Genomic DNA, 26,048 nt, shown 5'->3' with positions numbered 1-26,048 from the left:
AACTATTAATAATCAGCCTAATACTTAAAGAATCAATATTACCGCGTTGTTTAAAGTAGTCTCTTTCGCTCGTTTGAAGGCGGAATAGACATAGCTTCACGGTATTTTGCTACCGTACGACGCGCAACTTTGATTCCTTGATCTTTTAACAAATTGGCTAACTTACTGTCGCTTAATGGTTTGGCTTGGTTTTCTGCACTAATTAACTTCTTTATAACAGCTCTTATGGCTGTTGACGAACACTCACCGCCTGCCGTAGTGCCGACATGGCTAGAGAAGAAATATTTTAATTCAAAAATGCCACGTGGGGTGTGCATAAACTTTTGTGTTGTTACTCTTGAAATCGTTGACTCGTGCATGTCGACTTCTTCTGCTATATCGTTTAGCACCAATGGTTTCATCGCTTCTTCGCCGTACTCTAAAAAACCAATTTGCTTTGATACAATACATGAAGCTACTTTAAGTAAGGTTTCATTTCGGCTTTGTAAGCTTTTAATAAACCATTTGGCTTCTTGCAAATTATTCTTTAAATATGTGTTGTCTGGGCTATTGTCGGCGCGCTTAATCATAGCCGCATATTCGTCATTAATTTTTAGCTTGGGGGTGCTACCACCGTTGAGCTCTACTCCCCAAATACCGTTGCTGTCTTTGCTCACAAACACATCGGGAATGATATACTGCGCGGTGTTTTCCGTGAGCTGATTACCTGGTCGCGGATCGAGCGTTTGTATGAGGTCAATAGCAGATTTAAGTTGGCTTTCGCTAATGTTCATAGCCCGCATAATTTGCCGGTAATTGCGACTTGAAAGGTGCTCAAACTGCTGTTGAATGACTTTTTCGGCGAGGTCTGCGCCTTCAACACCAGCTTTTAGTTTTCTTAATTGAATGATTAAACATTCTTGTAAGTTTCTTGCGGCAATGCCCGCAGGCTCAAAACTTTGTAATAGGTGCAGCACGGCTTCAACTTCGTCTACTTCGACCGACTCAATTGACTCTTGCTCTACCAGTTCGTCATATTCTTCAGCGAACATAGCAACGACTTCTTCTAAGGTGGTTTGCAGATAGCCGCGATCATCTATCGAGTCAATCAATATAGTGGCTATGGCGTAGTCAATATCAGAGAGGTTAGTCATATCAATTTGAAATTGAAGTTGATCACGAAGTGATTCGCTCGTTTCGCCTTGGTAGTCTAACTGAGTCCCATCGCTGGCGTTATAGTTGGAGTTTGGCCCCTGTGAAGTGTATCCCCAGTCTTCCCACTGAGTGTCGGTTTGTAACTCAGAGGCTATTTTATCATCAGCTAACTGATCACTGGTGTCTCTATCAACAGAGGATTCTGCATTGGGTTTTTCTTGGGGAGTATTTTGTTCTGCATTCGAAGTCTGTTCTTCAAGCGCTTCTGCCTCTAAAAGTGGGTTAGAGTCGAGCGTTTCTTGAATTTCACTTTGAAGGTCTAAATTTGACAATTGCAACAATTTAATCGCCTGCTGCAACTGAGGCGTCATGGTTAGAGATTGACCAATTTTAAGCTGTAAAGATTGTTTCATTCAGTTTTATTGTCCAGAGACTTGCCATGCGTCTCTCTTATTTATAACTATAGCAGTTAAATTCTAGTCAGGTGAAAATTGTCGTTACTAATTGACAATAATCCGTATGTTTTTTAATTGGTTTTGTTTACCGTTAATCTTAATATGCAGATCATTTGGACCATATTCAAGTGCAAAAGTGCATAAAAATATTTCTGCTTATAAAATGTACTAAAAGTGTAGCGTTTTAGTGGTATAAAACTTTAATTGGGTATGAATCGTTGGAGACAGAGTAAAATTGTATCTTGGCTTTACAAAGTAAAGTTTTCGCCAAGGTAGACCTCTTTGACTTTTTGGTTGTTGAGTATTTCTTGCGGCAACCCTTTGGCTAATAGGTGACCGGATTGAACGATATAAGCACGTTCACAAACATCGAGTGTTTCACGTACATTATGATCGGTAATTAAAACGCCTAAACCGCGATCGCGCAAATGTTGAATGATTGATTTAATATCGCTAACAGAAATAGGATCAACGCCAGCGAAAGGTTCATCTAATAGAATAAATTTAGGGTCATTAGCAAGTGCGCGAGCTATTTCTACTCGCCGGCGCTCTCCACCAGAGAGTGCCATACCTTGGCTTTTGCGAATATGCGTAATTTGAAACTCTTCTAACAAGCTTTGCACTTTAGCTTCTCGCTGCTGAGCGGTTAAGTTTTTATTAAGCTCTAAAATTGCCATGATATTCTGCTCAACCGACAGCTTTCGAAAAACTGATGCTTCTTGAGGGAGATAACCGATACCTAGTTTGGCTCTTTCATGCATTGCTAAATCGGTAATATCGCGTTGATCCAGTGATATGCTTCCTCGGTCTGTATTGACTAAGCCTACTATCATATAAAAAGAGGTCGTCTTTCCAGCACCATTAGGCCCTAGCAGGCCAACAATTTCTCCAGTTTTTACTTCTAATGAAACGTCGGAAACAACTTCTTTTCCTGAATAAATTTTTGCAAGATTTTTGGCGCTTAAGTGACTCATTATTTTGGCTTCTTTTTTTGTATAATTTCTACTCGGCCCGTACTCATTTTGGGAATTTCAATTTGACCGTTATCAATTTGATAGATTACTTTTTGAGCTCGTATCGTTTCTTGTTGATTAGTTAGAACCACATCGCCTATGAGAGTAATTGTTTTAGTTTGCTCTGCATAGGTCAACTCTTTAGCTTTGGCATGTATTTCCATAGCGCCTTGCTGTGTTATGTTTAATTCTAAGGGAGTACCTTGCACTTTTAACTCAAACTCAGGAGATTGCGTTGAAGTTAAATGTGTACCTTGTATTTTAAGGTTTTTTGTATTGTTTTCTTTTTGGATCATGACGACATTGTGCCACGCTTCGATTGCTTTAGTGCTCTCAACATAATTAATTTTATTGGCAAAAAGCTTCCGTTCTGGCATGGGGGCTTTTGGGGTTTGCATTAATATGGCGGGAGAGCCATGAATTTCGACCTGTTTGTTGGCACTATTTTTGGCATTAAAGGCAATGATTTTGTCCCCATTAATTTGATTGTTTTCGTGTAAAAGTTGCGCATTACCTAAATACTCCATGACATTATTTTTCATGTTGCCATTTAAGCTGTCGCTGGTGATTTTAAAGTTGGTATTGGCTTGAACATAACAAGCAAACAAACTAATTAAAAAGAGCTTGCTAGCTTTAATTGCTTGCTTCATTTTCAACTCCAAGAGTGATGACTTTTTGATTTAAACTAAATGTTTGCTGCTCAAAATCGACTTCTAGCCCTTGCGCCTTAGTCATAAAATTTGATTGTACTAAATTTACGCTGCTTGCTGTGCGCGCTTTCTTTTGATTTAAAAACACACTAAGATCGGCGGCGTAAATTTTTAACTCATTGGGTGCAGCAGAGCCAAGTTGCTCTGAGGCCGCTTGTTGTATTTCTACATTAGAGTCGAGCACTAAGACTTGTTTTGCGTGATCAAGTTGGCCTGTTTGTGAGGTTATTTTCCATTGGCTTTGTTCTACTGGCTGATTTAATGGTTCATTTTTCGCTAAATCAAACTGTTTTAGCGTTATTACCGGAGCCGTCAGTAACGAGGTGTCTTTAGCTTGAAAGTACTGTAGCTGACGCGCTTTTAATTGGCTTTCGAGCAAACCATTTTGATTAAACTGAACAATGCGCACTCCGGCAAAATAATTGTCGGCTTCAACCACAGGTAAACTTTTTGAAATAGTTTTTACGTTAGGTTGCGACGGCAAAAGGCTAATTATTAACAAGCTAGTTGCTAATATAATAACTAAGAGCAATTTAGAACGATTGTTCATTACTTTAAGTAGCTAGTTAAAATATTTTCAAGTTTGTTTTGAGCTGAGAGTAGTAAGTCTGCTACTTCTCTCACTGCGCCACTTCCCCCAGACTGAACTGTTACATAGTCTGCATTTTGGCGTACAAACGAGTAGGCGTCTGCGACTGCTATTCCTAATCCAGCAAGTTGCATTAAAGGTAAGTCGGGAAGATCGTCGCCTATATGAGCTACCTGATTGGGCTGCAGATTTAAAGATTGAGTAATTTCTTTAAAAGCCGCCCGTTTGTCTGAATGCCCTTGATATAAAATATCGATTCCCAGTTCTTTTGCTCTAGTTTCCACAATTGCTGACTTTCTTCCGGTGATTATCGCGACTTTTATACCGGATTTTTGAAGTAGCTTGATGCCTAAGCCATCTTTAATATTAAAGTTTTTTAGCTCATCACCTTTTTGAGTAAAGTAGACTTTTCCATCACTCAGTACGCCATCGACATCGCAAATCAGTAGTTTAATTAGCGCTGCTTTGGCATGTAAGTTGGGCATTTTTTGTTGTACTAGCGAATCAAAAACAATGGGGGTACTAAAACTAGGCTCGCTCATTTAGACGACTCCTGCTTTGAGTAAGTCGTGCATATTTAAGGCACCAATTGGACGCTGTTTTTGGTCCGTAATAATTAACGCGTTGATAGCAGCGGCTTGCATTATTTGTAATGCCTCGGCTGCTAATTTGTGCGCTTCAATAGTTTTGCCACCGGCGGTCATCACTTCACCAATTGGCGTAGTTTTAAAATCGACCTCTAACGCGAGAGAGCGCCTTAAATCTCCGTCGGTGTATATTCCGGTGAGCTTGCCTGAGTCATCAGTAACGCATGTCATTCCCAAGCGCTTTTCGGTCATTTCTAACAAGGCTTGGTTGAGTAAGGTTTTTTCGGTCACTATTGGAATGTTAACGCCGCTATGCATGATGTCTTCAACTTTCAACAGGAGCCGTCGACCTAAGCTTCCACCTGGGTGAGAAAGAGCAAAATCGTCTTCGGTAAAGCCTCGCGCTTCAAGTAACGCAACAGCGATAGCATCGCCCATAACCAGAGAAACGGTGGTTGATGCGGTGGGGGCCAAGTTCATTGGACAAGCTTCTTTTTCAACCGAGGTATCAAGGTTTACGCTAGCAAACCGCGAAAGTGTAGAGTTGGGGTTGCCGGTCATACTGATAAGTGGCACATTAATGCGTTTTATTACTGGCAACAAGCTGGTCACTTCGCTGGTTTCGCCAGAGTTAGATAGTGCAATCACAACGTCTTTAGGTGTAATCATGCCCAGATCACCATGGCTAGCTTCACCGGGGTGAACAAAAAAAGCAGGACTGCCGGTACTTGCTAAAGTAGCAGCAATTTTATTACCAATATGACCCGACTTACCCATGCCGATAACGACGATACGACCTTCACAGGCAAGTAAAATTTCACAAGCTTGCTTGAAACTTTGGTTTATTTTTTGCTTTAGAGAAATGACTGCCGCAACTTCAATATCGACGACTTTTTGGCCACATTGAATAAAATCTTTAATATCAGACATTTTTTTCCTGAACTCATTGTAGTTTTTGTGCTGTATGGTTTAACAACAAAGCGCGCTCTACAAACAATAGATAGTGGAAGTATAACCAAAAACGTCACGCTTTGAGTAACGTTTTTTAACCTTGAGAAGCGCTGATAAATTGATAGGCTTGATAGGCGCAAAACAGAATAAGGAGTATCGCACCTTCTATACGATTGATTTCACCTGGCTTACCATTACGTCCCCAAGCCATCACACACACGGCCACAACTAAAGCAACCATTAGCGCATAATCGATAAATAATATCTCTTGAGACACGCCAACCCAGGTAATAAGAGAAGGAACGCCTAGTACGGCGAGTAAATTAAATATGTTTGAACCAATAACATTACCAATGGCTAGTTCATGCTCTCCCTTTAATACACCTGTAACCGATGCAGCAAGCTCTGGCAAGCTTGTTCCTACCGCAACAATAGTAACCCCGATTAAAAAGTCGCTCACCCCAAATTGGTGTGCAATTGCGGTTGCACCGGTCACTAACAGCTTGGAGCTCACATTTAATAATACTAAGCCAATAACAACCCACATAAATGCTCGCCAATTTGGCATTTGTTCTGGAAGCTCTTCAATTAACTCATTTAACATTAAGTCTTCTTTGTTGCGATTTTTGAGAGCAGAACGAGATAACCAAGCTAGATAGGCAAACAAGCTACCTAATAAAATGATGCCGTCAACAAAACTTAAGCCGCCGTCTAACATTAATACAAATGCTAATACCATAACCCCAAACAGCACTGGTATTTCACGTTTTAACATTTCAGATCGGACTTTAAGCGGTACCACGAGAGCTGCAATACCTAATACCATGCCAACATTGGCAATATTTGAGCCAATTGCATTTCCAACTGCTAGTCCGGGCGCGTCATTGAGTGCAGCATTTAGCGAAACCACCACTTCTGGTGCAGAAGAGCCCATAGCGACAATGGTTAAACCGACGATTAACGGTGAAATACCATAATTACGCGCAATAGCTGCTGCTCCGTCAGTAAATCTGTCGGCGCTCCAAACTAATAGTGAAATGCCAGATATAATCATGGCGAAGTAAAGAAGTGACATTATTATTTGTTAAACCTAATATTTCTCAAATTTAAGTTCTCGTAACCTTTGGATTTAAATTGATTATTTTAGCAAAGCGAAGCTAGTTATTATCATTTATACTGTGTTCTAAGCTCTTTTTAAGCAAGCCTGAATTTGTTTCAAAGCATTAAAAGTCGCTAGCGGCTAATTCTCATAATGGTTCAAAAGGCGCCATTATACGGAATCTTTGCTATTTGTGTAGGCTTTAATCTGGCTGGCTGGTAACAAAGTAAGCACAGATAAGCTTTATAAAGCCTAGGTCATAAAATGCTGATTTGTAAGAACTAGTTCAATTAATTTTGCTTGTTTATCCGTAATCAAGCACAGGAGTGGATTCTGGCGTACACTTTCGGGTTTTTTCGGGGTACAATGCGCGGCTAAGCGAAATTATCATAATTTGAGCAGCAAAATGACAGAATTAGAGATTAAAAATAAGATTGAAGCAGGGTTGCAATGTCAGTCGGTAGAAGTTAATGGTGATGGGTATCATTATGAAGCAGTTGTTGTTTCACAACAATTTGAAGGCAAACGCGCCGTTGCAAGGCAACAAATGGTGTACGCAACCTTGCAAGCTGAAATTGCATCGGGCGAGTTACATGCCATCACAATGAAAACATTGACGCCAGCAGAAGCCGGTTAGTTGTCAAAGTACCTGAATTAAAATATCTTAAATTGGAGTTCTAATGGATAAATTGCAAATAACCGGTGGTAAGCAGCTCGACGGAAGTATTCGAATTTCTGGCGCAAAAAATGCCGCGCTTCCTATATTAATGTCTACGTTACTCGCTGAGGGAACCACTTCAATTGGCAATGTTCCCCACTTGAACGATGTTACTACTACCTTAGAGTTACTGGGAATTTTGGGTAACTCAATGACTTTAGACGAGAAAATGACGGTTCAAGTTGATACCAGTACGATTCACTCGTTTGAAGCTCCATATGAACTAGTTAAAACAATGCGTGCTTCGATTTTAGTTTTAGGTCCTTTATTGGCGCGTTTTGGTCAGGCCGATGTTTCATTACCTGGCGGTTGCGCAATCGGTTCGCGTCCGGTGGATTTGCATATTAAAGGCATGCGCGCCATGGGTGCAGATATTGATGTAACCGATGGATACGTTAAGGCTCGGGCACCTCAAGGTTTAAAAGGTGCGCGAATTTTTATGGACACAGTTAGTGTGACCGGCACGGAAAATATTCTTATGGCTGCGGTTTTAGCTAAAGGTACCAGCATAATAGAAAACGCTGCTAGAGAGCCAGAAGTAGTTGATCTGGCGAATTGCTTAATAGCGATGGGCGCAAAAATTGAGGGTGCAGGAACCGATATCATCACTGTAGAAGGCGTTGAAAAGCTGCATGGTTGTCATCATCAAGTGTTGCCAGACCGTATCGAAACCGGAACTTATTTAGTTGCGGCAGCAATTACCGGTGGACGAGTTAAGCTAAGAGATACTAACCCAGAAATTTTAGAATCAGTATTACTTAAATTAGAAGAAGCTGGTGCAGAAATAAAAACAGGCAAAGATTGGATTGAGCTTGATATGAAAGGTAAACGGCCTAAAGCGGTTAATGTTACTACAGCGCCTTATCCTGGTTTTCCTACCGATATGCAAGCACAATTTACCGCCATGAACGCCGTTGCTGAGGGCACAGGGATCATTACCGAAACCATTTTTGAAAATCGATTCATGCATGTGAGTGAAATGCAGAGAATGGGAGCTGATATAACGATTCAAGGCAATGCTGCCATTGTGAAAGGCGTAGATAAACTTTCTGCCGCACAAGTAATGGCAACCGACTTAAGAGCATCAGCTAGTTTGGTTCTTTCTGGGTTAGTTGCTGAAGGCAACACAATGGTCGATCGCATTTATCATATTGATCGAGGATATGAATGTATCGAAGAAAAGCTTCAATTAATGGGCGCCAGTATTCGTAGAGTGCCATAACTTGATAAGTAAAATAAAAAAGAGCGATTGATTCGCTCTTTTTTTTTGGCCGGTCGAAAAAAAACTTAGAAGGAACGATTAAAATACTTAGTCGATTTTGAAATGTCTTTTGTTTGTATCTATTACACTTTAAAAAGTAGCAGCAAAGAAAAAGCTTTCGGCTCATGAATGAGTGCTTTATGAAATCACGGATGACGTAATTTATAGGCATGTTAAAGGGGGCAAGTTAATCGCGACAATCATTTCTTTTAATGCCTGCATACAAATTGATTATATTATCCCGCAGGCTAGATGAGCGGTTTTTCAGTTTTAGCGAGCTTCAATTAAAGCTCTTCTTCTAATTGAACTTCAATTGAAACTACTTCTTTGTCTCTAAGAATTTGAATTGTAACCTTACTTCCAATTTCTGTTTCGTAAAACATTTTGTAAAACGAAGCTATGCCGTTAACTTCTTTGCCATTCATCGCAATTAAAAAATCACCAGGTAAAATTCCTGCTTTATGAGCAGGACTACCTTTTTCAATGCTGCGGACCCACATGACCGGCTTTACCACGCCGTTGGATTCCGTATCGCGGCTGATTCTATCGCCGGCATCTATGCCAAGCCAGTTGCGACGAACTTTTCCATATTGAATAATGTCTTCGACAATGGATTTAACCTTATCGATAGGAATTGCGTAATTGACGCCCGTTTGTCCACCACCTTTTGAGTTCAAGCTGATTTGATTAATCCCAACAATTTGACCATTGGCATTAATCAGTGGGCCACCAGAGTTACCTTCATTTAAGGCTGCATCAGTTTGAATACGGGCAGCTATAGGGTCGTGAGTAACTGCGCTAACAATTCCTAACGACACAGAGGCTTGGCTTGAGCCAAACGGATTACCAATGGCCATAACAAAGTCGCCAGTGCGTAAATCGCTAGAATTTGCCAGTTGAGCTGGAGTAATGTCTGAAATTTCGGTTTTTAATACCGCGATATCTGTCTTTTCGTCGTGACCGACAATTTCTACCCAGCGGCGTCGACCGTCGTGTAAGTTTACCGATATTCTTTCTGCGTTAGCAATTACGTGATAATTAGTGACAATATAACCGCTACCCAAAAATATACCCGAGCCAAAGCCAACGCCTAAGCCAACGATTTTTTCTTGTTCGGTTGTTTCTCGAATTGGGCGAGGGCGTAATACGTTTATACTAACAACTGAAGGGAAGGCTTTTTCTACCGCAGATGCAAAAGATAAATCTTGAATGTTAATGGGGGGGTGGTTTAGTTGAGAATGATCAACTGACTGGTGCTGCTGGATAAAGTGCCATGCTGCTTGGGTTGTTTGCCAATTAAATGCGAGTTGACTGTTAGGCATAAAATAGAGCACTAATAGCCCAAATCCTAAGCCGTAAAGAGCCCATTTGAACCAAAAAATTAAGTTGTTAATTATGTGCATAGTAATTTAGCCAAAATGAATCGTCTTTATGAATTTGGCCTAAGAACAGTCTATAAAACTTCAGCCTCAAGCGACTTAACGCTAATTATAACTTATTTTATTAAAAATGTTTGAAGCAAGTCGAGGTTATATCCGTCTATTCGATACTCAAAGTTGGTGCATTAGGCAAATAAATAAGCTAACGCACCAAACCGAGTTTAATTGATTAAAAACCCAGTGGCATTGGATTTCCATTCATGGTTGCTTGACCATTTTTAAAATTAAAGTCGAACTTAAGATTTTTATCTTCTTTAACTAGCATGCCCATTTCGATTAATTGGCTTATTTCGGCTTGCATTCCTAGGCCGATTAAAAACGCTTCTGGAGCGAAGCCTTTAGAAGCCGCGTCAATCGCCATTAACATAGTCATTGGGTTGCTTACATCGTAGATAGTCGGGTCAATTTTAATCACCATATCTGTTTTAACATCACCTTGAGGCGTAGTCACAGAAAGCTCATTAATTTTCACTTCGGGATTTTTAGCCAGCAATTGTGGTAGTAGCGCCTGTACTTGGGTTGCAAAAAGCATCGGATTAGGATCAGTTGCTGTTTGCGACTCTACCATAAGCTGGTTAAGTTGCTGTAAAACTTTAGCGTCAAATTTTTCAAATGATAAATTAAAAAAGTAATCGGTATATTGTGCATTAGCTATTTCGAAGGCTTTAATTTCGCCAATTAGCATTAAGTTGGCGAGGTCTGCTTCTAATTCCGAAACAAATGAAACGCCAATATTGTCAAAGTTAACGGACATATCTGCCGCGTCGTTGAATTCAATACGCTCGACTTGCATTTTTAAAAAGCCAGAATAAATCGCTGCAGGGGAAAAAAGTTCACCAAGCTCTAACTGTTGCTCACTGTTAATGGCGATTTTTTTGATGTGCACGCTTTTTTGCGTGTCGTTAACATCGGTAATGCTCATTCCGGCCCAGTCAATGCGACCAGCAACTTTACCACTCTGAGTAAAACTGAACTCACCATCGCCTGCTTTCACATCAATTAGAGTGTCTTGTTCTTTTATTTGAAAAGCTTTTAAGTCTAAATAAGTAGTTGAAGCAAGGCTAAAACTAGTGCGAGAAGCAACGCTTAAAGTTTCTTTATTGATGGCTTCAAGTTTATCTAGCTCACTTTGAATTTCAGCAGGTAAGGTAAAGTCCACTAAAGTGTCGGCCAAACCAAAGCCTATCCCATTCACCTTAGTTAAAATAGGCCCATGCTGAATAAAGTGGTCCATGCCCAACGCGAAGTCGACGCCACTGGCGGCAAGTTCTGGTGAAAGTTCAACTGACATAGTCACCTTAGCGGTTGAGCTAAACCAGCCTCGATGGTATTCGTCAATTTTAATCGACATGTTAGGATGTTGATTCAATTTAGTAATTTGGTCTGAGAATACTTGCTCGGCTTTAGAGCCGATGAAATAAGGGGAAATGCCAAAAATTACCGCTAAGACAGCGATAATTACAATAATCTTTTTCATTAATTTGCGTCCTAATTTAGGTTTTAGTTTTTTATCTCAATGGGAAGAACGAGTTCATCCTTGAATATGAGGGGGCAGTTTAACATAGCTGAGTTTAACTTTTAGTGAAAAAGTACCCGATTTAAAAGAGCTTTTAATGCTCGGTATATCATTGACGTGAAGGAATGAGTTTAAATTTCAGTTCATCACACTGAAAGTAGGGCGCAGTAAAGTTCTTTGGGTGAATTGATTAGTGTGTTTGCTCAAGTAAAAATAAAGCTAAGCAGTGGTAAAAACTTTCACTAATGAGTGTTACATTAGTGAAAGTTTACCTGTCAATGATTATGACTCTGACTTCTTGATATTGTCGTGATCGAGACTATTATGATTAATTACGCCTTTAGGCTTTATTGCGTAATCTAATGCAGGTTCATTTGGCTCATCTTTAGCACTTTCTATAGCCACTACATTGGCGTTCTGTTCAGCCGCTTTTTCACTTTCTTTAATGAGCTCTTCTGCTTCTTCTTGCTGGTTGCGATAATCATGAGCATTATATAATTTGTGAGCATCAAACATATTTTGCGCATCTAAATTGGTTTTGTTGGCTTTATTTAGTTTTGCTTGTGGCAGCTCTTCTGCTTCTGGCGACTTAGGTAAACCATGAAAAGTTTGACTTGCACACAGTTGGGTAGAGCTTTTCGCCATATGATCGTAAAGCGACTGATAGCTGTCCGAAACATGATTAAACAAAGTGGCGGTTTTTTCAAAATGGTTGGTGACTTTAGCTTGAAATGCTTCAAGTTCTTGTTTCTTTTCGTTTAGTTCATTTTGTAAGCGAATTTTTTCTTGGCTTCCTTGAGACGTTTTTTGTCCAATCACGAAGCCCGCGATCGCTGCGACTATAATGCCTAGAACAATAAAAGTGAATTCCATTGATAGTTCCTGAAAGGTTAATAAACTCCTTTTAAATATAACGCAGATTAGCTGACTAGTCGAATTGGATTTTGTTAGATTGAGTAAAAAATTGCCCGGTAAGTATCGCTCTATTCCAATTTTATTGCGCCTTTAAAAGTCCACGGGTTTTTGAGTCTATCAAAATACGGCTTTGACTCCTGCTGAGAAATCGAGTCTTACAAGTTTAAATTAATTGCTAGTTAAATACCTCGCTGTGTTGATTGCTACTAGCTGAATGCTAGGATTAGTGAGAAAATAAGGTTTTTAGCAGCTAAAATTATCCATATGAAAATTCAATCTCAAAAGTTGATCATTCGAGGCCAAGTAGGCGATATTCAGGCTGTATTAGATATTGCCGAAGGTACGCCAGAAGTTGATTTTGTCGCCGTAAACTGTCACCCACACTCGCTTCATGGTGGTAGTTTATCTAACAAAGTGACGCATACGCTTGCTAAAGCAATAGCTAGTTTTGGGATCCCAAGCTTAAGGTTTAACTTTCGTGGGGTTGGGGACACACATGGAGAATTTGATGAAGGGGTGGGAGAACAGCAAGATTTAGCCGACGCAGTGGCTTGGTTGCAAGCTCGGTACCCTAATAAACAACTGATTTTAACAGGATTTTCGTTTGGCTCCTATGTATCTGCTTTGGCGGCAAAACAACTTAATCCGAGTTTGTTATTAAGTGTAGCACCACCAGTTAAACGGTTTGATTTTAGTCAGTTTCAAAGACCAAATTGCGAATGGCAGGTGCTTATGGGAGACGCGGATGAACTTGTTGAGTTTGGCGCAGTTGTTGATTGGGTCGAAAGCTTTACTCCTAGCCCGCATTTAATAAGGTTTGAGCAAGCCAGTCACTTTTTTCATGGGCGATTAATAGAACTAAGAGAGCAAGTAGAGCAAATCATTGAAAACCATATAAAGGCCAATAGCAATAATGAGTAGTCCATTAAAGGTTTATCAAAATGATATTGAGTCTGGTCGAATTACGCCAGATGAAGCGCAACTAAATGCCATCACCGAGCTCGATAATTTGTATCAACGATTAATCCAGTTTAATCAGCCTACCGGCCTAATTGGCTCATTATTGCAACGCTTTAGCCAAACTAAAAAGCCGGTCACTGGGGTCTATTTTTGGGGTGGCGTAGGGCGAGGTAAAACTTATTTGATGGATATGTTTTATGATCAGCTACCCTTTGAAAATAAGTTACGCTTACATTTTCATCGTTTTATGCACCAGTTACATGAAAAGCTAACCGAGCAAAAAGGCCAAAAGAACCCTTTAATTAAAATAGCCGACGATATAAGTAGTAAAACCTGTATTATTTGTTTTGACGAGTTCTTTGTAAGCGATATAACTGACGCAATGCTCCTTGGCGGGTTATTTGAAGCACTTTTTGAGCGTGGTGTTTGTTTGGTCGCAACTTCTAATATACCGCCTGAAAAACTTTATTGGAATGGGTTGCAACGGGATCGATTTTTACCGGCCATTCGGCTAATTCAGCAACATACCAAAGTAGTTAATGTTGATAGCGGTGTAGACTATCGGCTGAGAACGTTAGAGCAAGCCGATATTTTTCATAGTCCCCATGATAGGGAAGCGATAGATAACTTAAACCACAGCTTTGATTTATTAGCGACAGAAGAACGCCTTGCTGGCAGCCAAATTGAAGTTGAACATCGTCTTATTGACACCGTAAGATGCGCTGAAGGGGTTGTTTGGTTTGAGTTTAGCGCCATTTGTGAAACACCACGTAGCCACGCGGATTATATAGAAATCTCTCGCTGTTACCATACGGTGATGGTGAGCGAAGTTCCGCAGCTTCTGCCCAAAGATGACGCGGCAGCCAGGCGCTTTATTAGCTTAGTTGACGAGTTTTACGAGCGAAATGTTAAGTTAATGCTGACCGCAGAGGTAGAGCTAGAAGCGATTTATAAAGGAAGTTTGCTAACTTTTGAATTTAAACGAACCTTGAGCCGGTTACAAGAAATGCAGTCAACTGAATATTTGGGTAGACAACATCTCACTTAGTAGAAATTTAGCAGGTTTGTGGTTATTCAGTTTGCCGTAAGTCAGGATTATAGTAAGTCAGGATGTGAAAATGAGATGAATAAAGCCTTCAACCAGAGCTGAAGGCTTTAATGATACTAGCTAGCCGCCATATCTTTTAATTTCTTAAGCGGGCGAACTTTTACCTGAGTAGAAGCCGGTTTTGCTTTAAACATGGTTTCTTCGCCTGTAAAAGGGTTGATGCCTTTACGAGCTTTAGTTGCTTTCTTTTTAACTGTTGTTATTTTCATTAGGCCAGGTAATACAAACTCGCCACAAGCGCGCTTTTTAATGTGTCGCTCGATCATATCGCCTAGTTCATCGATAACTGCTGCAACTTGCTTTTTAGAAAGCTCTGTTGATTCAGCAATTTCCGCTAAAATTTGAGTTTTAGTATATCTTTCTTTAACAATTTTTGGTTTTTTTGCGGTAGCCATGTTATTTCCTAGAAAGTTAGTAATTAAAAAGTACAAGATGTGAAGAATTGGTCCAATCTTCAAAAGTATCTTGCTGTTGTGCTTTTTAACGTAGAAATTGCGGGAAATAAAGTATTATTTTAAAAAAATGACTATTTTTTTAGGATATATTGAAATTCTTGCGCGCCAGAAAAAACGCGGTACAGGCAAAGATTTGCTAATAAATAGGCCGGAATATTAGAAATGTTGTTATTTTTGTGTAAAAAGGTTGTGTCATGGGATTGGTTTCTGTAAAATTCGCGCTCCTTTTTGATTGTAATAACGATCAACAGGCACAAGCAAAGCTAAAAATTGGAGCTATTTTAAATGAGAACTTTTAGTGCAAAACCAGAGTCTGTGAAACGAGATTGGTTCGTTGTAGACGCTTCTGGAAAAACACTTGGCCGTTTGGCCACTGAAATTGCTCGTCGCTTACGCGGCAAGCATAAAGCTGAATTCACTCCTCATGTTGACACAGGCGATTATATCGTTGTTGTTAATGCTGAGAAAATTGCCGTAACAGGTAACAAAGAAGCAGCTAAGACTTATTACCACCATACAGGTTATCCGGGTGGTATTCGTGGAATTACCCTTGGTAAATTACGTGAAAAAGCACCTGAGCGCATTCTTCATAATGCGGTTAAAGGCATGATCCCATCTAACCCATTAGGTCGCGCTTGCTTACGTAAATTAAAGATTTTTGTTGGGCCAGAGCATTCGCATCAGGCACAGCAGCCGAAAGAACTTAATATTTAATTGGTGAATAATAATGTCTAATACACAATATTACGGAACAGGTCGTCGTAAAAGCTCTACAGCTCGAGTTTTTCTTCGTCCAGGTAAAGGCGACGTTATCGTTAACCAACAGCCTTTAGATGAGTACTTTGGTCGTGAAACTTCTAGAATGGTTGTACGTCAGCCTCTAGAGTTGACTGAAACTATAGAAAAATTTGATGCATACGTTACTGTTAAAGGTGGCGGTGATACAGGACAAGCTGGCGCTATCCGTTTAGGTATTACTCGTGCATTAATGGAATATGACGAAGAAATGCGTCCTTCTCTACGTAAAGCGGGTTATGTTACTCGTGATGCTCGTGAAGTTGAGCGTAAGAAAGTTGGCTTACATAAAGCACGTAAGAAGCCACAATTCTCTAAGCGTTAAGATGCTTTTGGGGGACAGCCCCTCCCCAAGGTTTTGCTTACTAAAATGCCTCCAGTCGGAGGCATTTTTTTTGCGCGCTTAGAGAGTGTTTTTGTTAATGGTCATGCCATTAACGCAGCTATTAGCGCTTGCTTTTCCTTAACAAGCTCTGTTGCTTGTTGTCTTGATATATAAGTGAAATTGACTTTGTCGTGTGGAGCTAACTGCCCTAAAAGATCTCTGTCGCAAAGACAAACATTACCTATCCTTGGATAACCGCCAATGGTGTGACTGTCTGCCGTGGCAATGATAGGTAAACCGTTAGCCGGAATTTGGATGCTGCCCGGAATGAGTCCACTGGAAGTCATTTGTGGTAAATCGATAGCCGCTAGAGCTTCTCCATTAAGGCGCAACCCCATTCGGTTAGAATCGGCTGAAACAGTGTAAGGTTGAGAGTAAAACTGATTCCAGTGACTCGGCGTAAACCAGTCACTTTCGACTGATTTGACACATCTAAGCAAGTAATTGCCGCTATAACTTATTTTAAAGCTTTCTGGTAACTGGCGGAGCGGCCCTTGCCGGCTTGATAGAGAGTAAATCACATCGCCATCTCTTAAAGCTCGGCCTTTATAGCCGCCAAATGCCGCCGTTAAGTTGGTAGAATAGCTATCAAAAACTGATTTTAATTTTAATTTGGCTGATACCGCCAGATAAGCTCTTGCACCACTTAGCCTTTTTTTAAATACCAATCGGTCGCCTGCACTAACTGCAATAGTGAGGTTGTTAAATACTCTTGTGTCATTTAGGTATAACTCAAACTCTGCGCCACAAACCGCTACATTAAAGTTTGCATTAAATTCAATAACTGGGCCGTTTAAGGTGATTTCAAAAGCAGGTGTATTCGCCGGATTATCAACTAACCAGTTGGCCAACTGTAAAGAAAGTTTATCCATTGCGCCAGAGCAAGCGATTCCATTATGCATTTGTCCGTGCCTTCCCAAGTCTTGCAGGCTGGTTTGTAATCCTGCTTTAACAAAATGCAAACTCATGAGTGCTTCCTTGCAATTTGCTTAAATTCAGCTTCGTTGATAGCGACAAACTGGATTTTATCTAAAGGGCGAGCAATAAAAGGTTGAGCCGTGTCTGGCTTAAACAAAGCTAATGGCGTTCTACCAATAATTTGCCATCCGCCGGGAGTGGCTAACGGATAGATTCCCGTTTGACCGCCGCCAATACCTACGCTGCCAGCGCTAACTTTTAATGCAGGCGTTGATTTACGTGGAAAATTAAGCTTTGCATTTAAGCCACCTAAATATAAAAAGCCGGGCGTAAAGCCGAGCATATGAACTAGATATTGGGGCGCTGTGTGAAGCTCAATAAATTGTTCCTGAGATATCTGCTTGTGTTGACAAAGCGGTTCTAAATCAGGCCCAAACTTACCACCATAACAGACCGGAATGGACACTATTTGGGGTTGTACCTGTGCAAAGCTCACAGGATGGTTAAGTATAATTGTTAATTTAGTTTCGAATTCTTGTACGCTAATTATCAAAGGATTAAAAATCACAGTAATACTTTGAAAAGCAGGTATCGCATCTTCTAGGCAGTACTCAAATTCGCTCTTAATGGCTTCTGCTAGCGCGATTATATGCTCACTTAATGATTGACTCACTGGCAATTCAAACTCTACGGTCAGTGCAGCTTCACCATTGGCCTTGATAGAGTACGGAATAGGGGTCATGTGATTTCAACTCCCGCTTGCTGTAACCGAAAAAATAAATTTCTTGCAATGTATTGTGCATTGCTATTGTCGCCATGTAGGCACAGGCTGTCTGCGCTAATACGGAGCTTTTGACCTTCTACTGTGTCGATCGCTTGACCTGTCGCAATGTTAAGTGCTTGCCTGATTACCGCGTCAACGCTGTCGAGCATCGCTTTGGGGTGTTGCCGTGAAATTAAAAATCCATTTGCTTGGTAGCCTCTATCCATAAAGGCTTCGCGAATAAAATTTTGTTGATTAGCTTTTGCGGCCTGTTGAGTAGCTCCACCGGCTAAGCCCAATATTTTAAGTTTAGGAAAACTATTTTTAAGCCTTAATAAAATGCTTTGTGCGAGTTGCGGGTCACTTTCTGCGTCATTGTATAACGCGCCATGAAGTTTTATATGAGTTAATTGGATTGCTAAGCTGTTGGCTAATTCGGCTAGGCTTTCAATTTGTTGTTCAATTGAATTGAGTAGTTCATCTTGCGAAATTTTGATCGATATTCGGCCAAAGTTTGCTTTGTCAGGGTAGCTTGGATGAGCTCCGGCTTTGACTGAGAATTTGCGCGCATTTAAGAGGCTATTTTGCATCGACTCTTTATCGCCTGCGTGTCCGCCACAGGCAATATTGCAGCGCGAAATAAAAGGCATTAGCTGAGCGTCTTGCTGCCACCCTTGTTTGCTTTGGTACTCACCTAAGTCGCAATTAATATCTATTTTAGCCGAGTGCTTGGGGGCATTTGAGCTACACAAAGAATTCTCCCGTTTAAAGTAAATTAAATGCCAGCATTAAGCTTCGCCCGCTGAGAATAAGCGTTACGACAAAAATAGTGCCTCCTAAGAGGTTTTGTAATGGCGAATTAGCATATTGCCTTAAATTAGGGTGGTTAACAGCCCACAACAAAAATAAGGTAATGATTGGCAGTAATATACCGTTTGCTACTTGGGCAAACCAAATAATACTAATGGGTTTAAAGCCTGTGCTCGCGATAATAACCCCAAAAACTAAAATTAGCGCCCAAGTGATTTTAAACTTAAAGTTGGCTAAATTATTGCTGAAGTTTAGCACCCCCGATAATGCAAAGGCAGCGGCGAGAGGGGCAGTTATAGCCGAGGAAATACCCGCAGCAAATAGGCCAACCCCCATAAAGGTTTGCGCCCAGCTTCCTAATAGCGGTTGAAGTGCTGGGGCTAAATCGGCAGCACTTGTAATTTCAATTTGTTTACCAAAAAAAGCTGCAGCTGCTGTCCCCATAATTGCAATCGTAATTAGCCCGCCTAAAGGAATTGATAAATAAACGTCTCGCTTAGCTGCGTTTAAGTCTTTTTCGCTGTGCCATTTTTTGCTGACGCTTGAGGCGTGTAAAAACAAATTGTAAGGAACTACGGTAGTCCCAATAAGTGCAATAACAGTTAAAGTTGCACCACTAGGAAGTGCTAACGAGAAGATTTGCTCATAAATTAGTGAGAAGTCAGGCTTGCTTATGATTAATGTGGTTAAAAACGCCGCGCTCATTAGGCCAACTAAAAGAATTAATGACTTTTCAATTATGGCGTATTGGCCGTGCCATAATAGCAAAAAAGCGATGCCGCCAATAAGCAAGGGCCAAAAGTTTAAGGCCAGCGCTTCTGACTCAAACGGAGTAGGTAAAAGGCTTTGAATGCCTAAGCTTGCTCCAGAGAGGTTGCCGCCTTGATAAGCCGCATTACCAATGACTATCGCGCCAATGATTAAGCATTGCATAGCAAGCTTTAGGAAAGGTTGAGTAATCAGTTGATTGAGGTTTTCGCCAAGGCCTTGTTGAGTAATAACTCCTAGCCGAACAGCCATTTCTTGTAAAATGAGCGTTGCGACAATTGAGAATAGAAGCGCCCAAATTAAGGCGTATCCAAAATGTGCGCCAGCTAAACTGGCAGCAACCACTGTACCTGGCCCGATAAAGGCTGCAGTAACTAAAATAGCAGGGCCTAGCTTGTAATTATTGGGCAAAACCATTTTCTCGTTGAGTTTTAGACTATTATAAGTAATAACATAACAGAACTAGCTTGCCAATTATGCTTGTTTTAGCCAGTGTGGTGGAATTTTGTACGGCTTTTGCTTTGAATTAGATCAGGGGTTTTACTTAGGTAGAAACAGAGCAGCGAAAAATGAGCTCTTGAGAAATAAATTATTATATTTTTCAGTTAGATAGAAACAAAAACTGGCAATTCCTTGTATTATTTAAGCTTATTCTTTATGATCCGGTCGCAAATCCTATTTATGGGCATATTTGGCGACTATTTAATCTAATTTTAGGTGGCGACAAATTGCTAACTAAAAAAATTGTGTTTTTACGTAAAAATTACCGGTCGATGGGGAGACTTTCCGAATGAGTAATGAAGGTGTAGATAACGGCAAGCGTCGTTTCCTAACGCTTGCAACGACTGCCGTTGGAGCCGTGGGAGCGGGCTTTGTAGCTGTTCCTTTCCTAGGGTCTTGGAAGCCTAGTGCGAAAGCTCAGGCTGCAGGTGCGCCAGTTGAGGTTGCTTTAAATAAGCTAGAAGAAGGCCAAATGATTAAAGTTGAATGGCGTGGTAAGCCCGTTTTTGTAGTAAAACGTAGCGGCAGCGTTGTAGATTCTTTAAAAAATACAGCCCAACAATTAAAAGATCCTAAATCAACTGATGCAGAGCAGCAGCCTGAATATGTGGACTCTGAGATTCGTTCAATTAAACCAGATGTATTAGTGTTGGTTGGTATTTGTACTCATTTAGGTTGCGTTCCGCAGCACTTAAAAGAAACTGAAGTTGAATGGGGAGGAGGTTTCTTCTGCCCATGTCATGGTTCACGTTTTGACTTGGCTGGGCGCGTTTTCTCTGGGGTACCCGCTTCTAAAAACTTAGAAGTACCGCCTTATTCTTACGTAAACGACAGTACCATTATGATTGGTGTTGATGAGGGGGCTGCATAATGACTAAGATGGCTCAATTAATGCAATGGATAGATGACCGATTTCCTGCGACCAAAGTTTGGAACGAGCATTTAGCCGAATATTACGCACCAAAAAACTTTAACTTTTGGTACTTTTTTGGTTCTTTAGCGCTTCTGGTTTTAGTTAATCAAATTTTAACTGGCATTTGGTTAACCATGAATTACACGCCTTCTGGTGAAGAAGCTTATCGCTCTGTAGAGTTTATTATGCGAGATGTAGACTGGGGATGGTTGCTCAGATACATGCATTCTACTGGTGCCTCAGCATTTTTCGTGGTGGTTTATTTGCATATGTTCCGTGGTTTAATCTACGGCTCATTTAGAAAACCGCGTGAATTGGTTTGGTTATTTGGGATGGTGATTTTCGTCTTGCTAATGGCTGAAGCTTTTATGGGGTATTTATTACCATGGGGCAACATGTCTTACTGGGGCGCTCAGGTAATTATCAATTTATTTAGTGCAATTCCCTACTATGGTGCAGACATCACCGAGTGGATTCGAGGTGACTTTATTATTTCTGGAGCGACTCTTAATCGATTCTTTGCACTTCATGTGGTCGCTTTACCAATGGCTTTATTGTTAATGGTATTCCTTCACATTGTTGCATTACATAAAGTGGGTTCAAACAACCCAGACGGTATTGAAATTAAAAAATATAAAGACGAAAACGGTATTCCACTAGATGGAATTCCATTCCACCCTTATTACACAGTAAAAGATATTGTTGGTGTAGCTGGCTTCTTATTCTTTTTCTGCTTAATTATATTTTTTGCGCCTGAAATGAATGGTTTCTTTTTAGAGCCACCTAACTTTACTCCGGCAGATCCATTAAAAACGCCTGCGCATATCGCTCCAGTTTGGTATTTTACGCCTTTCTATTCGATATTACGTGCGATCCCAGATCAGCAGTTAGGGGTTATTGCAATGGCAGCTTCGTTAATTATTTTATTCTTCTTACCCTGGTTAGACAGAAGCAAAGTAAAGTCGATTCGTTATAAGCACTGGAGCTTTAAGCTTTGGTTAGCTTTGTTTGTAGTCGCTTTTGTTGTACTTGGCTATTTAGGCATGAAAGGGCCAACGCCAATGCGCACTTTAGTCGCTCAAATTGCTACATTCTACTACTTTGCATTCTTCCTGTTCATGCCTTGGTGGAGTCAATGGGGCGCAACAAAACCTGTTCCAGAGAGGGTAACGCACTAATGAAAAAATTAATAATGATAGTCACTGCGTGTTTGTCTCTTTCATTGACTGCCGCAGAGCAAGGGTTGGTATTACCAAACGATAAACTGCCTAAGTTAACCGGTGATATGTTAAAAATCTCCATGCAACGAGGCCTGCAAGTATACGTTAATAACTGCCTTGGATGTCACGGGTTAGAGTTTCAACGTTATAACCGAACTGCTAAAGACTTAGGCATTCCAGAAGAGATAATGATGGAAAATGTGGTGCCAAAAGGTTCTAAAATTGGGGATTTAATGACCAATAATATGAGTCCTGACGCAGCAGCTAATTGGTTTGGTACTACACCGCCTGATTTGTCATTAATTGGCCGCTCACGAGGCAGTGATTGGCTTTATAATTATTTAAGAGCTTTTTATAAAGACGAGAGCAGACCTTATGGCGTAAACAACACTGTGTTCAAAGATGTTGGTATGCCGCATGCGCTAGAAAGTATGCAAGGCATTCAAGCAAAGTCAGAAAAGGTTGTGGCGCTTGAAGGCAAAATTGCTGATGCAACAGCTGCCATAGCTGCAGCACGCAAAAAAGCAGAAGAAGGCGATGCCGAAGGTACTGAAGCGATTATTGACGCTGCAGAAGAGACTATGCACGCTGCTGAGGCTGAGCTAATCGCGTTATCTAAAGCGGGTGAGTTTTTTACCATAGTAAAAGATGGTCAGTTAACTCCTGCTGAGTTTGATCAGTCAATGGCAGACTTAGTTAATTTCTTAGATTATGTTGGTGAGCCGATTAAATTAGAGCGACGCCGATTAGGTGTTTGGGTGCTACTATTCATCCTAGGCTTCGGCTTTATTGCTTACCTCTTGAAGAAAGAATATTGGAAAGATATTCACTAAGCTCAAATAATAAAATCAATTTAACCTAACATAAACGAACAGTGTAAAGCACTGTTCGTTTTATTAACGGAGAAAACTCCATGGCAACAGTAGCCAAACGTTCTGTAATGACATTGTATTCAGGGGCCGATGATGTATATAGTCATCAGGTACGTATTGTTCTGGCGGAAAAAGGTGTTAACTTCGAGGCGATTGAAGTAGTTAGTAACCAACAGCCACCGGAAGATTTAATTGATTTAAACCCATACAACACAGTACCAACTCTGGTTGACAGAGAATTGGTATTGTTTGAAGCGCCGATTATTATGGAATACTTAGATGAGCGCTTCCCACACCCACCGCTAATGCCGGTTTACCCTGTCGCCCGAGCTCGTTCACGCTTAATGATGCATCGTGTTGAAAAGGACTGGTATAGTTTGATGCAAACTATTTTGAATGGCAAAGACAAAGAAGCTGAAAAAGCTCGTAAAGAGTTAACTGAAAGTTTACTTACTCTTGCGCCTGTTTTTAGTGAAACACCTTACTTTTTGAGTGAAGAATTTTCACTTATCGACTGCTGTTTAGCACCATTAATGTGGCGGTTACCTGCCATGGGTATCACGTTAAGTGGGCGCGGCGCGAAAGAAGTATTGAGCTATATGGATTTGTTATTTGAGCGCGACTCGTTTCAAGCGAGCTTAACTGATTCAGAAAGAGAGTTGAGAGATTAAGTTTCAATGAGTCAATCGACTGTATTTACATCGAATAAACCCTATTTGTTTAGAGGTATACTCGACTGGATTTTAGACAATGAGGCTACACCTTATATTTTAGTTGATGCAACTAAAGTTGGGGTTGATGTGCCGCAAGAGCACATTAAAGATGGACAAATTGTATTAAATGTTAACCCTAGTGCGGTTCAAAACTGGTTGGTAGATAATCAGGCTATTTCGTTTAATGCTCGTTTTTCTGGTGCATCAAGAAGTATTTATGTACCTATGTATGCATTGCTCGCTGTATATGCGCAAGAAAATGGGCAAGGTATGGCCTTTCCAGAAGAAGAGGCTAACGAAGCGCAAGAAGGTGCGAATGAGTCATCAGAAAGACCAACCCAACCTAAACTAGCTGAAGTTGAAGCAAGCGATAGCTCGCTAAAAGAAGACAGTCAGTCGTCAACTAAACGAAGCTCTCATTTAAAACTAATTAAGTAATCTATTAAGAATGCGAAAGCCAATTAATTTTAAAAAATTAATTGGCTTGTTGCTGTTGCATTCATTATTTAATGCCAGAACCCAATATGCCAATACCTGAAATCAATGAGGTTGACTTTGTCGCTTTTAATGAAGCTAAAGGAATTGTTTTTCTGGTGATTAGCGATGAAATAAGCTGGCAGCCATTAGAGAAAAAGCTGAACTGGCTTACCCAGAAAGTTAACTTTTATATAGAATATATTAACTCGGGTGAATTATCTTTGCGATACCCACAAGCAGGTCAGTTAAATCCTTTTATTCGGCTAGTTTCAAAATTTAAAATGCCACCCTCAGCGTATGAGAAAATGCAGCAACTACAACTCATGGTTGAAGAGCATGGCTATGCTTTTAGTAGCGAGCAGTTATCGGTTTAGCTACTGACGCTATTCTTGAATAATCTCAAATACTTTAATGACTTTACTAACGCCACTCACGTTTCTGGCAATTTCTACTGCTTGATTTGCTTCTGCCGGAGTCACTAACCCCATTAAGAAAACTTCGCTGTTTTCAGTGACAACCTTTACTTTGCTAGAAGGAAAGCCAGAAGCAAATAGCATTGCAGACTTAACTTTGGTGGTTAAATACTCATCATTTCTAGCAGCAAAAAACGAGATTGGCGCAGCAACTCTTATCTGGTTGTGAACCTTGCGGACTTTAGCCACGCGATTAATTTCCGCTGTTGCTTTTTGCTTGAGATCTGCCGTTGGTGCTTGTCCTATGATAAGCACTATATTGTTATAGCTGATTACACTGATATTGGTGTCGCTCCACAGCTCGTCATTTTCAAAAATAGCCTTAAGCGCTTTAAGCTCTATGCTCTCGTCTTCTAGCTGGGTAGGAAGGGTTCTTCGGTCTTGAGACGCTACCGCTCCGCCTGCCGCTCCAGCAACTAGCAGTCCGCTGCAGCCTTGTAAGAGTGCACACAAAAGTAAAATGCAGATAAGGTAATTTGATTTCATTCTATTCTCCCAATTAGATTTTGCTTAAACCTAATTATTCTCGCCAAACAAAGTGCTATCTATAAGGTCACAAAGACTATGAATAACGACCAAGTGTACTTCCTGGATTCGGGCTGTGCTATTTGATGGTACTCTAATCTCAACATCTGTTGGACCCATTAAGCCAGCCATTTCGCCGCCATCTTTTCCGGTACAACTAATAATTAACATATCTTTGGCTAGTGCTGCGCGCATGGCTTCAATCACATTTTGTGAGTTTCCACTGGTTGAAAACACCAATAATATATCACCAGCTTGGCCAAGTGCTTTGACTTGCTTAGAAAACACTTCGTTAAAGCTGTAATCGTTACTTATGGCAGTGAGTGTTGCCGTATCTGTGGTTAGCGCAATGGCTGGTAGAGGAGGCCTTTCCCTTTCAAAACGATTTAGCATTTCCGATGAAAAATGTTGGGCGTCGCCCGCGGAACCACCATTACCACAAGTTAAAATTTTTCCACCGTTCAATAAAGTATTTACCATTAGTTCGCCAGCTTTTGCTATTTTTTCGGGTAGTACGTCCGCAGCGGCAATTTTAGTTTGGATACTCTCGGTAAAACTATTGCGAATCTTTTCTATCATTTTAAAACCTATTGGTGCGATTGTTTTAATAAACTTGTATTTGTATTTTAAACGCTTTAATTAAAGGCGTTTTCTATCCAGTTAAACTCTAACTGGTTGAGCTCGCCAGTTATTGCAATTACGTCAAAGCGGCAGGCAATTTTATTAGTTAATTTTTTTTGTTGTAAGTAAAAGCTCGCTGTTTTAATTAGCTTGCTCTGTTTGCGTTTATCAACACTTAGTGTCGCTCCGCCATATCGATGACTGTTACGATATCGAACTTCTACAAAAACTAACGTTTCTCGGTGTTTTGCAATTAAATCGATTTCGCCTAACTTACAGTTAAAATTGGTCTCTATAATTATACAACCTTCGCGCTCTAAAAACTGGCGAGCGCGAGCTTCTATTTGGCTGCCAAAATCTCTCTTGTTAGGCAGGCTAAACAAA

Annotated in this window: 30 protein-coding genes; 12 read left to right on the top strand and 18 right to left on the bottom strand. The window is 40.5% G+C overall.

Annotation, left to right across the window (positions count from 1 at the left end):
- Positions 1 to 50: 50 nt before the first annotated feature.
- The 7 genes from ACUR5C_RS11990 to ACUR5C_RS11960 all read right to left on the bottom strand — a co-directional run bounded on the left by ACUR5C_RS11990 (position 51) and on the right by ACUR5C_RS11960 (position 6,514).
- Positions 51 to 1,547 (bottom strand): RNA polymerase factor sigma-54, encoded by a 1,497-nt coding sequence (locus ACUR5C_RS11990; RefSeq protein WP_454465369.1) that lies wholly within the window; start codon positions 1,545 to 1,547, stop codon positions 51 to 53.
- A 290-nt stretch (positions 1,548 to 1,837) separates the two neighbouring features.
- The gene (gene lptB / locus ACUR5C_RS11985; protein ID WP_454465368.1) at positions 1,838 to 2,563 is read right to left on the bottom strand and encodes an LPS export ABC transporter ATP-binding protein; all 726 of its coding nucleotides are present in this window, start codon (positions 2,561 to 2,563) and stop codon (positions 1,838 to 1,840) included.
- Positions 2,563 to 3,252: an LptA/OstA family protein gene (locus tag ACUR5C_RS11980; protein WP_454465367.1), complete on the bottom strand. Its 690-nt coding sequence runs from the start codon at positions 3,250 to 3,252 to the stop codon at positions 2,563 to 2,565. The genes lptB and ACUR5C_RS11980 overlap by 1 nt, the downstream gene beginning before the upstream one ends.
- Positions 3,236 to 3,862: an LPS export ABC transporter periplasmic protein LptC gene (gene lptC, locus ACUR5C_RS11975; protein WP_454465366.1), complete on the bottom strand. Its 627-nt coding sequence runs from the start codon at positions 3,860 to 3,862 to the stop codon at positions 3,236 to 3,238. The genes ACUR5C_RS11980 and lptC overlap by 17 nt, the downstream gene beginning before the upstream one ends.
- Positions 3,862 to 4,443: a 3-deoxy-manno-octulosonate-8-phosphatase KdsC gene (gene kdsC, locus ACUR5C_RS11970; protein ID WP_454465365.1), complete on the bottom strand. Its 582-nt coding sequence runs from the start codon at positions 4,441 to 4,443 to the stop codon at positions 3,862 to 3,864. The genes lptC and kdsC overlap by 1 nt, the downstream gene beginning before the upstream one ends.
- Positions 4,444 to 5,418 carry a KpsF/GutQ family sugar-phosphate isomerase gene (locus ACUR5C_RS11965; protein WP_454465364.1) on the bottom strand — a complete coding sequence of 325 codons (975 nt, stop codon included), beginning with the start codon at positions 5,416 to 5,418 and terminating at the stop codon, positions 4,444 to 4,446. It abuts the gene before it with no gap.
- Between the two features lie 115 nt (positions 5,419 to 5,533).
- Positions 5,534 to 6,514 (bottom strand): calcium/sodium antiporter, encoded by a 981-nt coding sequence (locus ACUR5C_RS11960; RefSeq protein ID WP_454465363.1) that lies wholly within the window; start codon positions 6,512 to 6,514, stop codon positions 5,534 to 5,536.
- A 430-nt stretch (positions 6,515 to 6,944) separates the two neighbouring features.
- Between ACUR5C_RS11960 and ACUR5C_RS11955 the strand changes: the two genes are divergently transcribed.
- Both ACUR5C_RS11955 and murA read left to right on the top strand, forming a co-directional pair.
- A complete protein-coding gene (locus ACUR5C_RS11955) occupies positions 6,945 to 7,175 on the top strand; it encodes a BolA family protein (protein ID WP_454465362.1) in 231 nt (76 codons plus the stop codon).
- 43 nt (positions 7,176 to 7,218) lie between these two features.
- Positions 7,219 to 8,478, top strand: coding sequence for a UDP-N-acetylglucosamine 1-carboxyvinyltransferase (gene murA, locus ACUR5C_RS11950; protein WP_454465361.1), 1,260 nt, complete (start codon positions 7,219 to 7,221; stop codon positions 8,476 to 8,478).
- A 323-nt stretch (positions 8,479 to 8,801) separates the two neighbouring features.
- On the opposite strand, the gene ACUR5C_RS11945 is transcribed toward murA, so the two are convergent.
- From ACUR5C_RS11945 to ACUR5C_RS11935, 3 genes are all read right to left on the bottom strand, one after another.
- Complete coding sequence (locus ACUR5C_RS11945; protein ID WP_454465360.1) at positions 8,802 to 9,920, bottom strand: S1C family serine protease; 1,119 nt, start codon at positions 9,918 to 9,920, stop codon at positions 8,802 to 8,804.
- A 205-nt stretch (positions 9,921 to 10,125) separates the two neighbouring features.
- On the bottom strand, positions 10,126 to 11,433 hold the full coding sequence (locus tag ACUR5C_RS11940; protein WP_454465359.1) for a YdgA family protein: 1,308 nt from the start codon (positions 11,431 to 11,433) through the stop codon (positions 10,126 to 10,128).
- Positions 11,434 to 11,754: 321 nt separating this feature from the next.
- Positions 11,755 to 12,345, bottom strand: coding sequence for a Z-ring associated ZapG family protein (locus ACUR5C_RS11935; RefSeq protein WP_454465358.1), 591 nt, complete (start codon positions 12,343 to 12,345; stop codon positions 11,755 to 11,757).
- A 306-nt stretch (positions 12,346 to 12,651) separates the two neighbouring features.
- Here ACUR5C_RS11935 and ACUR5C_RS11930 point away from each other — a divergent pair, with 306 nt between their 5' ends.
- Both ACUR5C_RS11930 and zapE read left to right on the top strand, forming a co-directional pair.
- A complete protein-coding gene (locus ACUR5C_RS11930; protein WP_454465357.1) occupies positions 12,652 to 13,308 on the top strand; it encodes an alpha/beta hydrolase in 657 nt (218 codons plus the stop codon).
- A complete protein-coding gene (gene zapE / locus ACUR5C_RS11925; protein ID WP_454465356.1) occupies positions 13,301 to 14,395 on the top strand; it encodes a cell division protein ZapE in 1,095 nt (364 codons plus the stop codon). Before ACUR5C_RS11930 ends, zapE begins: the two co-directional genes overlap by 8 nt.
- 116 nt (positions 14,396 to 14,511) lie before the next feature.
- Here the strand turns inward: zapE and ACUR5C_RS11920 are convergent, their stop codons facing one another.
- Positions 14,512 to 14,850, bottom strand: coding sequence for an HU family DNA-binding protein (locus tag ACUR5C_RS11920; protein WP_454465355.1), 339 nt, complete (start codon positions 14,848 to 14,850; stop codon positions 14,512 to 14,514).
- A 345-nt stretch (positions 14,851 to 15,195) separates the two neighbouring features.
- Here ACUR5C_RS11920 and rplM point away from each other — a divergent pair, with 345 nt between their 5' ends.
- Positions 15,196 to 15,624, top strand: a complete 429-nt coding sequence (rplM, locus tag ACUR5C_RS11915) for a 50S ribosomal protein L13 (RefSeq protein WP_454465354.1) — start codon at positions 15,196 to 15,198, stop codon at positions 15,622 to 15,624.
- 13 nt (positions 15,625 to 15,637) lie between these two features.
- Positions 15,638 to 16,030 carry a 30S ribosomal protein S9 gene (rpsI, locus tag ACUR5C_RS11910; protein ID WP_454465353.1) on the top strand — a complete coding sequence of 131 codons (393 nt, stop codon included), beginning with the start codon at positions 15,638 to 15,640 and terminating at the stop codon, positions 16,028 to 16,030.
- A gap of 101 nt (positions 16,031 to 16,131) precedes the next feature.
- Here rpsI and ACUR5C_RS11905 read toward each other — a convergent pair whose 3' ends face one another.
- From ACUR5C_RS11905 to ACUR5C_RS11890, 4 genes are read right to left on the bottom strand one after another with little or no spacing between them, the layout of a single operon-like run.
- Positions 16,132 to 17,058, bottom strand: a complete 927-nt coding sequence (locus ACUR5C_RS11905) for a 5-oxoprolinase subunit C family protein (RefSeq protein WP_454465352.1) — start codon at positions 17,056 to 17,058, stop codon at positions 16,132 to 16,134.
- A complete protein-coding gene (gene pxpB, locus ACUR5C_RS11900) occupies positions 17,055 to 17,750 on the bottom strand; it encodes a 5-oxoprolinase subunit PxpB (protein WP_454465351.1) in 696 nt (231 codons plus the stop codon). Before pxpB ends, ACUR5C_RS11905 begins: the two co-directional genes overlap by 4 nt.
- On the bottom strand, positions 17,747 to 18,523 hold the full coding sequence (pxpA, locus tag ACUR5C_RS11895) for a 5-oxoprolinase subunit PxpA (protein WP_454465350.1): 777 nt from the start codon (positions 18,521 to 18,523) through the stop codon (positions 17,747 to 17,749). The genes pxpB and pxpA overlap by 4 nt, the downstream gene beginning before the upstream one ends.
- A gap of 13 nt (positions 18,524 to 18,536) precedes the next feature.
- Complete coding sequence (locus ACUR5C_RS11890) at positions 18,537 to 19,760, bottom strand: Nramp family divalent metal transporter (protein ID WP_454465349.1); 1,224 nt, start codon at positions 19,758 to 19,760, stop codon at positions 18,537 to 18,539.
- Positions 19,761 to 20,139: 379 nt separating this feature from the next.
- Between ACUR5C_RS11890 and petA the strand changes: the two genes are divergently transcribed.
- The 6 genes from petA (at position 20,140) to ACUR5C_RS11860 (ending at position 24,419) form a co-directional block, all read left to right on the top strand.
- Positions 20,140 to 20,721, top strand: coding sequence for a ubiquinol-cytochrome c reductase iron-sulfur subunit (gene petA, locus ACUR5C_RS11885; protein WP_454465348.1), 582 nt, complete (start codon positions 20,140 to 20,142; stop codon positions 20,719 to 20,721).
- An 8-nt stretch (positions 20,722 to 20,729) separates the two neighbouring features.
- Positions 20,730 to 21,941 (top strand): cytochrome b, encoded by a 1,212-nt coding sequence (locus ACUR5C_RS11880; RefSeq protein WP_454467877.1) that lies wholly within the window; start codon positions 20,730 to 20,732, stop codon positions 21,939 to 21,941.
- The gene (locus ACUR5C_RS11875) at positions 21,941 to 22,816 is read left to right on the top strand and encodes a cytochrome c1 (RefSeq protein ID WP_454465347.1); all 876 of its coding nucleotides are present in this window, start codon (positions 21,941 to 21,943) and stop codon (positions 22,814 to 22,816) included. The genes ACUR5C_RS11880 and ACUR5C_RS11875 overlap by 1 nt, the downstream gene beginning before the upstream one ends.
- A gap of 80 nt (positions 22,817 to 22,896) precedes the next feature.
- A complete protein-coding gene (gene sspA, locus ACUR5C_RS11870; RefSeq protein ID WP_454465346.1) occupies positions 22,897 to 23,526 on the top strand; it encodes a stringent starvation protein SspA in 630 nt (209 codons plus the stop codon).
- Between the two features lie 6 nt (positions 23,527 to 23,532).
- Positions 23,533 to 24,006, top strand: coding sequence for a ClpXP protease specificity-enhancing factor (locus tag ACUR5C_RS11865; RefSeq protein ID WP_454465345.1), 474 nt, complete (start codon positions 23,533 to 23,535; stop codon positions 24,004 to 24,006).
- 86 nt (positions 24,007 to 24,092) lie between these two features.
- Complete coding sequence (locus tag ACUR5C_RS11860; RefSeq protein WP_454465344.1) at positions 24,093 to 24,419, top strand: DUF6572 domain-containing protein; 327 nt, start codon at positions 24,093 to 24,095, stop codon at positions 24,417 to 24,419.
- A gap of 9 nt (positions 24,420 to 24,428) precedes the next feature.
- On the opposite strand, the gene ACUR5C_RS11855 is transcribed toward ACUR5C_RS11860, so the two are convergent.
- From ACUR5C_RS11855 to ACUR5C_RS11845, 3 genes are read right to left on the bottom strand one after another with little or no spacing between them, the layout of a single operon-like run.
- Positions 24,429 to 25,004: a BON domain-containing protein gene (locus ACUR5C_RS11855; RefSeq protein WP_454465343.1), complete on the bottom strand. Its 576-nt coding sequence runs from the start codon at positions 25,002 to 25,004 to the stop codon at positions 24,429 to 24,431.
- A gap of 30 nt (positions 25,005 to 25,034) precedes the next feature.
- Positions 25,035 to 25,622 (bottom strand): phosphoheptose isomerase, encoded by a 588-nt coding sequence (locus ACUR5C_RS11850; RefSeq protein ID WP_454465342.1) that lies wholly within the window; start codon positions 25,620 to 25,622, stop codon positions 25,035 to 25,037.
- Between the two features lie 56 nt (positions 25,623 to 25,678).
- Complete coding sequence (locus ACUR5C_RS11845) at positions 25,679 to 26,047, bottom strand: YraN family protein (RefSeq protein WP_454465341.1); 369 nt, start codon at positions 26,045 to 26,047, stop codon at positions 25,679 to 25,681.
- Between the last annotated feature and the right edge of the window lies 1 nt (position 26,048).

The organism is Aliikangiella aequoris (assembly GCF_053709105.1).
The sequence above is the reverse complement of the archived record's forward strand: the minus strand, read 5'-3'. Positions and strand labels throughout refer to the sequence as shown.

Bases quoted from the DNA above. Each gene is read 5' to 3' on its own strand.
- ACUR5C_RS11940 (WP_454465359.1), bottom strand. From the start codon at position 11,433: ATGAAAAAGATTATTGTAATTATCGCTGTCTTAGCGGTAATTTTTGGC.
- lptC (WP_454465366.1), bottom strand. From the start codon at position 3,862: ATGAACAATCGTTCTAAATTGCTCTTAGTTATTATATTAGCAACTAGC.
- ACUR5C_RS11850 (WP_454465342.1), bottom strand. From the start codon at position 25,622: ATGATAGAAAAGATTCGCAATAGTTTTACCGAGAGTATCCAAACTAAA.
- ACUR5C_RS11920 (WP_454465355.1), bottom strand. From the start codon at position 14,850: ATGGCTACCGCAAAAAAACCAAAAATTGTTAAAGAAAGATATACTAAA.
- ACUR5C_RS11960 (WP_454465363.1), bottom strand. From the start codon at position 6,514: ATGTCACTTCTTTACTTCGCCATGATTATATCTGGCATTTCACTATTA.
- ACUR5C_RS11955 (WP_454465362.1), top strand. From the start codon at position 6,945: ATGACAGAATTAGAGATTAAAAATAAGATTGAAGCAGGGTTGCAATGT.
- lptB (WP_454465368.1), bottom strand. From the start codon at position 2,563: ATGAGTCACTTAAGCGCCAAAAATCTTGCAAAAATTTATTCAGGAAAA.
- zapE (WP_454465356.1), top strand. From the start codon at position 13,301: ATGAGTAGTCCATTAAAGGTTTATCAAAATGATATTGAGTCTGGTCGA.
- ACUR5C_RS11930 (WP_454465357.1), top strand. From the start codon at position 12,652: ATGAAAATTCAATCTCAAAAGTTGATCATTCGAGGCCAAGTAGGCGAT.
- petA (WP_454465348.1), top strand. From the start codon at position 20,140: ATGAGTAATGAAGGTGTAGATAACGGCAAGCGTCGTTTCCTAACGCTT.
- ACUR5C_RS11935 (WP_454465358.1), bottom strand. From the start codon at position 12,345: ATGGAATTCACTTTTATTGTTCTAGGCATTATAGTCGCAGCGATCGCG.
- ACUR5C_RS11905 (WP_454465352.1), bottom strand. From the start codon at position 17,058: ATGAGTTTGCATTTTGTTAAAGCAGGATTACAAACCAGCCTGCAAGAC.
- ACUR5C_RS11875 (WP_454465347.1), top strand. From the start codon at position 21,941: ATGAAAAAATTAATAATGATAGTCACTGCGTGTTTGTCTCTTTCATTG.
- ACUR5C_RS11945 (WP_454465360.1), bottom strand. From the start codon at position 9,920: ATGCACATAATTAACAACTTAATTTTTTGGTTCAAATGGGCTCTTTAC.
- rplM (WP_454465354.1), top strand. From the start codon at position 15,196: ATGAGAACTTTTAGTGCAAAACCAGAGTCTGTGAAACGAGATTGGTTC.
- rpsI (WP_454465353.1), top strand. From the start codon at position 15,638: ATGTCTAATACACAATATTACGGAACAGGTCGTCGTAAAAGCTCTACA.
- ACUR5C_RS11980 (WP_454465367.1), bottom strand. From the start codon at position 3,252: ATGAAGCAAGCAATTAAAGCTAGCAAGCTCTTTTTAATTAGTTTGTTT.
- ACUR5C_RS11855 (WP_454465343.1), bottom strand. From the start codon at position 25,004: ATGAAATCAAATTACCTTATCTGCATTTTACTTTTGTGTGCACTCTTA.
- murA (WP_454465361.1), top strand. From the start codon at position 7,219: ATGGATAAATTGCAAATAACCGGTGGTAAGCAGCTCGACGGAAGTATT.
- ACUR5C_RS11880 (WP_454467877.1), top strand. From the start codon at position 20,730: ATGGCTCAATTAATGCAATGGATAGATGACCGATTTCCTGCGACCAAA.
- ACUR5C_RS11865 (WP_454465345.1), top strand. From the start codon at position 23,533: ATGAGTCAATCGACTGTATTTACATCGAATAAACCCTATTTGTTTAGA.
- ACUR5C_RS11990 (WP_454465369.1), bottom strand. From the start codon at position 1,547: ATGAAACAATCTTTACAGCTTAAAATTGGTCAATCTCTAACCATGACG.
- ACUR5C_RS11860 (WP_454465344.1), top strand. From the start codon at position 24,093: ATGCCAATACCTGAAATCAATGAGGTTGACTTTGTCGCTTTTAATGAA.
- pxpB (WP_454465351.1), bottom strand. From the start codon at position 17,750: ATGACCCCTATTCCGTACTCTATCAAGGCCAATGGTGAAGCTGCACTG.
- kdsC (WP_454465365.1), bottom strand. From the start codon at position 4,443: ATGAGCGAGCCTAGTTTTAGTACCCCCATTGTTTTTGATTCGCTAGTA.
- ACUR5C_RS11965 (WP_454465364.1), bottom strand. From the start codon at position 5,418: ATGTCTGATATTAAAGATTTTATTCAATGTGGCCAAAAAGTCGTCGAT.
- sspA (WP_454465346.1), top strand. From the start codon at position 22,897: ATGGCAACAGTAGCCAAACGTTCTGTAATGACATTGTATTCAGGGGCC.